Here is a 7,593-nt window from a genome sequence, read left to right as displayed (position 1 = left end):
GTGCCGCGGTGCTGATTCTGGCCAGGCAGTTCGTCGGCTAGAAGTCAGATCTTGGCGTCGTGCGGCAGCGGCGCCGTGGCTTTCTCCAGCCAGGCCAGCGTCTCGCCGTCCACCATCGGACCGATCTCGGCCAGAACCCGCGCGTGATACTGGTCGAGCCAGTGCAGTTCGTCGCGGGTCAGCAGGTCACTGCGGATGAGGCGCTTGTCGATCGGCGCCAGCGTCAGCGTCTCGAAGCCGTGCATGGCGATGTCGCCGCCCTCGATCTGCTCGGCAGGCGTGACCAGGATCAGGTTCTCGATGCGAATGCCGTAGGAGCCTTCCTTGTAATAGCCCGGCTCATTGGACAGCATCATGCCGGCAAGCAGTTTTTCGGTGCCGGTGCGGGCGATGCGCTGCGGGCCCTCATGCACGGCGAGGTAAGAGCCAACGCCATGGCCGGTGCCGTGGGCGAAGTCGCAGCCATGCTTCCACAGGGCCACGCGGGCGACGGCATCGATTTCCGAACCGCGCGTGCCGGCCGGAAAGCGCAGCGTCGAGATGCCGATCATGCCCTTCAGCACCAGCGTGAAGCGCTCGCGCATCTCTTCGGTCGGCTGGCCGATCGGCACGGTGCGGGTGATGTCGGTGGTGCCGTCCTGGTATTGTCCGCCGGAATCGAGCAGGAACAGCTCGCCGCTTTGCAGCTTGCGGCTGGTGGCGCGGGAGACGCGGTAGTGCATGATGGCGCCGTTCGGGCCGGCGCCGGAAATCGTGTCGAAGGAGACGTCGCGCAGCGGCATCTGTGTTTCCTCGCCGGTCTGCCGCCGCACCTCCTCGAGTTTGGTCACGACGTCGATCTCGTCGAGCGTATCCGGTTGCTGCCGGTCGAGCCAGCAGAGCAGCTTGGCAATGGCGGCGCCGTCGCGACGATGCGCGGCGCGGCTGCCGGCGACCTCGGCGTGGTTCTTGGTGGCGCGCGGAATGCGAGCGGGGTCTGGCGCAGAGACAACGATGCCGCCATTGCCCTCGACCAGCATCTTGAGCTTTTCCGCCGCCAAAACGGGATCGAGCGCGATTTTTGCGCCGCCCTTGGCGAGGTTGGCGACCGCCGATTCGAATTCGCCTGGGTCGTGCGGATCGGCGAGCTGGGTGAGATAAGCCGCGACCTGGCGCGAAAATTTGCGCTGGTCCATAAAGAGTTGATGCTTGCCGTCGGCGGCAAGAATCGCGAAGCCGAGCGCCAGCGGCGTATGCGCCACGTCACCGCCGCGGATGTTGAAGGCCCAGGCGATGGAAGAAGGGTCGGTGAGCACGGCGTGCGTCGCGCCCTCCTTTTCGATCGCGCCCGCCAGCCGCGCCAGCTTGTCCTTGGCGAGTTCGCCGGCGAAGGCGATCGGATGGAGTTCCACGGGTGCGCGCGGCGGCTCGGGCTGATCTTCCCAGATGATATCGATCGGATTCTTCTCGAGCGGCACCAGTGTCGCGCCGGACTGCTCGGCCGAGGCTTTCAATGCCTTGATCTCGCCGATCGTGTGCAGCCACGGGTCGAAGCCGAGCCTGGCCCCTTTGCCGAGATTGTCCTTGATCCAGGAGGCCGGCGGATTGTCGACGAGGCTCTCGACGGTGAAGATCGAAAGATCGACCTCATTGCGCACCTGCAGCGTGTAGCGGCCGTCAACGAAGATGAAGGCGCGGTCGCGCAGGATGATGGCGACGCCGGCTGAGCCGGAAAAGCCGGTCAGCCATTTCAGCCGGGCCGACCGGTCGGCGACATATTCGCCCTGATGCTCGTCGGCGCGCGGCACCATGAAGCCGTCCAGCTTGTTCTCGGCCAGCCATTGGCGCAGCGTCGCCACGCGCGGCTTGCCGACAGCCGGATCGCCGGCGGAATCAAAGGTCTGGAACATTTTTCCGCATCTCCTCGAATGGCTCGCGCGACCGTAGCGCAAGGTCTTCGAAACCGGAATCGATTTCGACAGGGCCAGTCTTGAACGATCCGGTTTTCAGCGCTTGAGGTGGATGGTCACCCAGCCCTCGCGGTGCAAGGTGCGGACGTGGCGGAAGCTCTGGCCGACATAGGCCGAGATCACCGCATCGCGCTGACGGTCGAGAATGCCGGAGAGCACCAGCGAGCCGCCGAGCCTGATGTGCCTGGCCATCTCAGGCGCCAACCGCATCAGCGGGCGCGCCAGGATATTGGCGACGATGAGGTCGAAGGGCGCGCGCCTAGAGAAGATCGGATGGTGGAAGCCGGGCGCCGTCACCGTCTCGACAAGCGCCTTCACTCGGTTCAGTCGCGCATTGGTCGCAGCGACGCGAACGGCGACCGGATCGATGTCGGTCGCCAGCACCGGGATGTGCGCGAGCTTGGCCAGCGCTATCGCCAGCACGGCACTGCCGGTGCCGAGGTCGAGCGCGTTGCCGGGGCGTTCGCGCACCACCACCTGTTCCAGCAGTTCGAGGCAGCCGGCCGTGGTGCCGTGATGGCCGGTACCGAAGGCAAGACCCGCCTCGATCTCAATGGCGAGGTCACCGCTGCGGCGCTTGTCGCGATCATGCGCGCCGTGGACAAAGAAACGCCCGGCGCGGACCGGTTTCAGTCCTTCGAGCGAGCGTGCAACCCAGTCGATGTCGGGGAGCGCCTCGCGCTCGACCTGCTTCGGCAGGCCCAGGTCCGCGAGTATGCCGTTGATCCGGACTGCGACGGCATCGACATCGCCATCGGCATAGAGCGACACTTCGTGGATGTCATTGGCCTCATCGACCTCCAGCAGGGCAAGCGGCAGGCCTTCGTCCTCGAAAGCTGCATCAAGCGCCGCGAAGATGCGGTCAGCCTCGGCCTTGCCCGTGGTGAAATGGAACCTGGTCTGCCCCATCAGGGCGACTCATGTTTGAGCGTGATCATTTCCGAGAACCGGTTCCACTTGTTGCTACGCAAACCTTCGGTTCGGGATCACGCCTGGCCGCCTGCTGCGAGCCGCTTCAGCTTCGCAATAGCCGTGTCGGCGCTTTCGCCATAGGCGATGGTGCCGGCGAACTCGCCCTTGGCGTTGAGGAGCAGCACGGAGGCCGTGTGGTCCATCGTGTAATCGCCGTCGCCGGTGTCGACCTTCTTCCAGTAGATGCCGAAGGCCTTGGCCATTGCATGCACCTTGTCCGGGTCGCCAGTGATGCCGGTGATGCGGTCGGAGAAGTTGCCGACGTAGGAATTGATGATCTGCGGCGTGTCCCGCTCCGGGTCGACCGTGACGAAGTAGGCGTTGAGGTTCTTGCCGCTGTCGCCCATCGTCTTCAGCCAGCCGGCCATTTCGAACAGAGTTGTCGGGCAGACTTCCGGACAATGCGTGAAGCCGAAGAAGACCACGCTTGGGTGGCCCCGGAACGCGGCCTCGGTGATCGGCGCGCTCTTCTGGTCGATCAGTGTGAACGGTGCGCCGTAGGGCTGGCCGCCATGATGGCCGCGATACCAGTCGAAAGTGAGCCAGCCGATGCCCGCCGCCATCAGGACGAGGATGCCGACCAGAATTGAGCGCATCATCAGAAACTATCCGTTGCGATCGTCGCGGCCCGGCGGATCCGGCGCGAGCCTGTTCGGCGACAGTCTTAGCGGTTTGGCGGCGCGCGCGCAAAGAGGTCGCGTTGCCGCAACCACGAGACCTGCCGCCTCCGTCGCGACGATCATCGAATGGCTTGCAAATGCCATTGTCCTGTCCCACCTGACATCGGCTAAACGCAAAACCCGAGGAGGCTTCCTTGCGAAAACTGATCGGCTTGATTGCCGCCTGCATTGCCCTCGGCGCCGGCGCAGCGATGGCGGACGAGGTCGGCAAGGTCGGCGTCGACTGGGTCGGCAACGACATCATGATCGACGCGATCAAGGATCCAAAGGTCGACGGCGTCACCTGCCACGTCGCCTATTTCGACCGCAGCATCATCGATCGGCTGCACAAGGGCAACTGGTTCGAAGATCCGTCGGACTCGTCGATCTCCTGCCGGCAGACCGGACCGATCACAATCGGCGACATCGACATGAGCGAGCGCGGCGAAGAGGTGTTCAAGCAGGGCCTCAGCCTGATCTGGAAGAAACAGGTGGTGAACCGCATCTACGACAAGAAGAACGAGACGCTGATCTATCTCTCGCATTCGCGCCAGGTCCAGAACGGCTCAGCGAAGATGTCGGTCACGACCGTGCCCCTCTATGGCCAGAACGTCGTGTGGGCCAAGGGCAAGCCGCAATGATGATTGGTCCCGCTTGCCGGGGCAATCGCTCGGGCGTAAAGCCGCGCCATGGACCGTCCTGAACATCTCGTTGCGAAGGATCCCGAGCCGCGCATCCATCCGACCGCGGAGTTGAAGGGGTGCAAGCTTGGCCGCTATGCATCGATCGGCGAGCGGGTGATCCTGCGCGACGTGACGGTCGGCGATTTTTCCTATTTCGAGCGTCATTCGGAAGCGATCTACACGATGATCGGCAAGTTCTGCTCCATCGCCGCCAACAGCCGCATCAACGCGCTCGAGCATCCGATCGAGCGGCTGACCCAGCACAAGGTGAGCTACCGGCCCAACGAATATTTCCGCTGGCTTGGCGTCGACGCGGCATTTCGAGAGCGGCGGCAGGCAAAGCCGGTCAGCATCGGGCACGATGTCTGGATCGGCCATGGCGCCGTCATCATGCCAGGCATCACGATCGGCAATGGCGCCGTCATCGGTGCCAACGCAGTGGTGACGCATGACGTGCCGCCTTACGCTGTCGTCGCCGGCGTTCCGGCCAAACCCTTGCGCCAGCGCTTTAGCGCCGACGTGGCGGCGCGCATTGAAGACGTCGCCTGGTGGGACTGGACGCCGGAAAAACTCGCCAGGGCGATCCCGGACATGCAGTCGTTGCCGATCGAGGCCTTCCTCGATCGTTGGGAAAACGCCGCGACCTGAACCCGCGCAGCGCGCCCCTTCCGCCATGCGGGGGTGGCGCGGCGGAAGGGGCCGGAGGTAAGCCGCCGTGAAGCGGAACGAGCAGGCTTTTCGACCTGCACCGGCACCATGGCAACAACGCATAAGGTGTTTTTTCGTCGGCATGCGCCTCTGGCGTGTATGCGATTGCAGGCGGAAAATCGGGCCGGCGGGAACCGGAGAGGCCGGCCCTTGTTTCTCTCGAAGTGCCGCGCTCTTGCGTTTTGTGAGGACTGGATGATCGAAAAGCTTTTCACCAAGGTTGCCAATTGGGTGGCTCACCTGGCCGGTATGCCTTTGACTTTTGCCGTCTGCGTTCTGATCGTAGTGATCTGGGCCGCGACTGGCCCGGTCTTCGGCTTCTCGGATACCTGGCAACTGGTGATCAACACCGGGACAACCATCATCACCTTCCTGATGGTGTTCCTGATCCAGAACACGCAGAACCGCGATGGCGCGGCAATCCAGACCAAGCTCGACGAGTTGATTCGCGTCAGCGAGGCCCACAACCATTTCATCGGCATCGAGCACCTGACGGAATCGGAGGTCGAGGAGATCCGCGCCAAATGCGAAGCGGCGGCAAAACGGCACGACCGCAAAATCGCCGAAACAGCGGCCAAGCAGGCTATGACGATAAAAAACGGTTCCGGGCGCGACCGCAAGATCGCTGAGGCGGCCGCCAACAAGACCGTGCCACGGAAGGCAAGCTCTAAGAGGAAGGCGCCGCCTGAACGGCCCGTCAGCGGTTCATAAAGGCGGCGAAAGCGTCCTTGTGATCCGGATGCCAGCGCGACAAAGCGGGGCGGTTTTCGATGATGTCGCCGATCGCCCAGGCCATGCGCTTTTCATCCATGGGCCGAGCGACCTCGTTGTCCGGGCAAAGGATGTAGAAGTCGTCCTGCTTGAGCGATGCCAGCATGAAATCGATCACCTGCTCGCCCGTCCAGGCGCCGGCCGGCTTTTCCGTCGCGCCCTCGGTCAGGCCGGTATAGGTGAAGCCGGGGATGAGCAAATGCGCGGAAAGCTTGGCCCCAGGCTCGTTGCGCAGCGTGTGGGCCAGGCCCTCGGTGAAGGTCTTCACGCCCGCCTTGGAGACGTTGTAGGCGAGATTGCCGGGCGGCGTGGTGATGCCTTGCTTGGATCCGGTGTTGATGATCAGGCCGGGCTCGCCCGCAGCCAGCATGCGCGGCGCAAAGGCCTCGACACCATGCACGACGCCCCAGAAATTGATGTCCAGCAGCCGTTTCCAGGCTTCACGGTTTTCCCACGGCTTGCCGGGATTGTTGCCGACGCCGGCATTGTTCATCAGCACCGAAACCGCACCGAATGCACCGTAGGTGAGTTCCGCGAGCCGGTCGACTTCGTCGGCCTTGGAGACGTCGGTGGGGATAGGGAGAACGGCATCGTCCCCGGCAATGACGGCGACCGCCTGCCGGGCCTGGTCGAGGCGCACGCCGCCTATGTCGGCAAGCACGGCCTTCATGCCCATGGCCGCGAAGCGCTTCGCGGCGGCCAGGCCTATGCCGCTGGCGCCGCCGGTGATGACGGCGACATTGCCGGAGGCGAAAGCGGGCAGGGCGGTCTGGATTTCGGCGTCGCTGGTCATGGTTGATGTCCTTATTCCGGGTCGAGCCGAACTTAACGCCGGTCAGGGGCGAGGCAAGCCTTGATCGCTGCAATGATCGACGGCGGTACCCCCAATGGGTTGACCGCAGCAGCTTGCCCCGCGCATGCTGCCGGAAAAGGAGTTCGGCATTGACCGATTGGATCGGAATCCTGAAGGAGCAGACCGCCACCGGCGAACAGATGGGCCGGGATGTGCCGAAGATGCTCGCCAACCCCGATATCAGCGAGGCGCAGGTCAAGACCCTGTTTTCGGCACTGGAGCAACAGGCGGACTTCGCGGAAAAGCTGCGCCTGGCGCTGGAGAAGTTCGGCCATGACTTTCCCGTCATCAAGGCCGCAGAGCGGCTGGAAGAGCGCTATGCCGACCTTGCCGCCTCGGCGGCAGAAAAACTGAAAGTGATGCGGCAGTAAGAACCCGCTATCTTTCCACGAGACGCTCGAACCGCCTGTCCGGCGTAAACCAGGTAATCGCAACTAGTTTGCGGCGAGACTGTTCCCCGACAGGCCGGGCAGGGTAACCTGATAGACCAGGAAGGTGGTGTCGACATCGGCGCCATCCTCGGCCTTGTACGGGGCACCAACCTGGAAGCCGTCCTGGGTGAGAAAGTCGTTGTCGTTGGCGACGAACAGGAAATAGTCGTCAGGCAGCTTCGGGTCCAGCACGCTCACCAGCGACATCGCCTCCCACTTCTCCGAGAGGTTGTTCCTGTCGTTCGGCGCGCCGTTGTGCAGGCCGAAACGGCCGAGTTCGCCCTTGTCGTTGATGTCGATGAACGAGGTGAGCTTGGCCGGCGTCACCGACGGATCGAGCACGCCTTTCGGCGCAACCGGCTTGTCGGCGGCGTCGAATGGGCCGTTGGCGATATCGGTGGCCGCGGACAGGTCGACGATCTCGATCTTGCGGTAAACCGACTCGGCGTCCTTCAGCCCCTGGCCGTTGCCGCTGTCGCGTGCCAGCATCAAAAAGCTCTTGTCGGACAGCGCCACGATCTCGCTCTGCGCGGCCACTTTGATCTTGCCCTTGGCGTCCTTGAACAC

The 7,593-nt window shown here is 63.7% G+C and carries 8 protein-coding genes and 1 pseudogene; 4 read left to right on the top strand and 5 right to left on the bottom strand.

The features are described from left to right. Positions 1 to 44 precede the first annotated feature (44 nt). The 3 genes from EOA60_RS11760 to EOA60_RS11750 form a co-directional block, all read right to left on the bottom strand. Positions 45 to 1,889 carry an aminopeptidase P family protein gene (locus tag EOA60_RS11760; protein WP_095824914.1) on the bottom strand — a complete coding sequence of 615 codons (1,845 nt, stop codon included), beginning with the start codon at positions 1,887 to 1,889 and terminating at the stop codon, positions 45 to 47. 96 nt (positions 1,890 to 1,985) lie between these two features. Continuing rightward, on the bottom strand, positions 1,986 to 2,858 hold the full coding sequence (locus tag EOA60_RS11755; protein ID WP_095824913.1) for a 50S ribosomal protein L11 methyltransferase: 873 nt from the start codon (positions 2,856 to 2,858) through the stop codon (positions 1,986 to 1,988). Between the two features lie 77 nt (positions 2,859 to 2,935). Then, the gene (locus tag EOA60_RS11750; protein WP_095824912.1) at positions 2,936 to 3,520 is read right to left on the bottom strand and encodes an SCO family protein; all 585 of its coding nucleotides are present in this window, start codon (positions 3,518 to 3,520) and stop codon (positions 2,936 to 2,938) included. A gap of 272 nt (positions 3,521 to 3,792) precedes the next feature. On the opposite strand from EOA60_RS11750, the gene EOA60_RS11745 reads away from it, so the two are divergent. The 3 genes from EOA60_RS11745 to EOA60_RS11735 all read left to right on the top strand — a co-directional run bounded on the left by EOA60_RS11745 (position 3,793) and on the right by EOA60_RS11735 (position 5,682). Continuing rightward, the gene (locus EOA60_RS11745; protein WP_095802437.1) at positions 3,793 to 4,221 is read left to right on the top strand and encodes a CreA family protein; all 429 of its coding nucleotides are present in this window, start codon (positions 3,793 to 3,795) and stop codon (positions 4,219 to 4,221) included. 48 nt (positions 4,222 to 4,269) lie between these two features. Next, positions 4,270 to 4,911: a DapH/DapD/GlmU-related protein gene (locus tag EOA60_RS11740; RefSeq protein WP_095824911.1), complete on the top strand. Its 642-nt coding sequence runs from the start codon at positions 4,270 to 4,272 to the stop codon at positions 4,909 to 4,911. Positions 4,912 to 5,166: 255 nt separating this feature from the next. Beyond that, entirely contained in the window at positions 5,167 to 5,682 is a 516-nt protein-coding gene (locus EOA60_RS11735; RefSeq protein ID WP_066990799.1) for a low affinity iron permease family protein, read from the top strand. Here the strand turns inward: EOA60_RS11735 and EOA60_RS11730 are convergent. Continuing rightward, positions 5,669 to 6,535 carry an SDR family NAD(P)-dependent oxidoreductase gene (locus EOA60_RS11730; protein WP_095824910.1) on the bottom strand — a complete coding sequence of 289 codons (867 nt, stop codon included), beginning with the start codon at positions 6,533 to 6,535 and terminating at the stop codon, positions 5,669 to 5,671. The two genes, EOA60_RS11735 and EOA60_RS11730, sit on opposite strands and share 14 nt — an antisense overlap. 149 nt (positions 6,536 to 6,684) lie before the next feature. Here EOA60_RS11730 and EOA60_RS11725 point away from each other — a divergent pair, with 149 nt between their 5' ends. Continuing rightward, complete coding sequence (locus EOA60_RS11725; protein WP_095824909.1) at positions 6,685 to 6,966, top strand: hypothetical protein; 282 nt, start codon at positions 6,685 to 6,687, stop codon at positions 6,964 to 6,966. 63 nt (positions 6,967 to 7,029) lie between these two features. Here the strand turns inward: EOA60_RS11725 and EOA60_RS11720 are convergent. Beyond that, a pseudogene (locus EOA60_RS11720) lies at positions 7,030 to 7,593 on the bottom strand (esterase-like activity of phytase family protein); the annotation flags it as partial.

Origin of the sequence: Mesorhizobium sp. M1A.F.Ca.IN.020.06.1.1, from assembly GCF_004023265.1 — a bacterium.
Classification (GTDB): Bacteria; Pseudomonadota; Alphaproteobacteria; order Rhizobiales; family Rhizobiaceae; genus Mesorhizobium.
The sequence above is the reverse complement of the archived record's forward strand: the minus strand, read 5'-3'. Positions and strand labels throughout refer to the sequence as shown.

Excerpts from the sequence above, each read along its gene's own strand:
- EOA60_RS11760 (WP_095824914.1), bottom strand. The coding sequence starts at position 1,889 with ATGTTCCAGACCTTTGATTCCGCCGGCGATCCGGCTGTCGGCAAGCCG.
- EOA60_RS11755 (WP_095824913.1), bottom strand. The coding sequence starts at position 2,858 with ATGGGGCAGACCAGGTTCCATTTCACCACGGGCAAGGCCGAGGCTGAC.
- EOA60_RS11750 (WP_095824912.1), bottom strand. The coding sequence starts at position 3,520 with ATGATGCGCTCAATTCTGGTCGGCATCCTCGTCCTGATGGCGGCGGGC.
- EOA60_RS11745 (WP_095802437.1), top strand. The coding sequence starts at position 3,793 with ATGGCGGACGAGGTCGGCAAGGTCGGCGTCGACTGGGTCGGCAACGAC.
- EOA60_RS11740 (WP_095824911.1), top strand. The coding sequence starts at position 4,270 with ATGGACCGTCCTGAACATCTCGTTGCGAAGGATCCCGAGCCGCGCATC.
- EOA60_RS11735 (WP_066990799.1), top strand. The coding sequence starts at position 5,167 with ATGATCGAAAAGCTTTTCACCAAGGTTGCCAATTGGGTGGCTCACCTG.
- EOA60_RS11730 (WP_095824910.1), bottom strand. The coding sequence starts at position 6,535 with ATGACCAGCGACGCCGAAATCCAGACCGCCCTGCCCGCTTTCGCCTCC.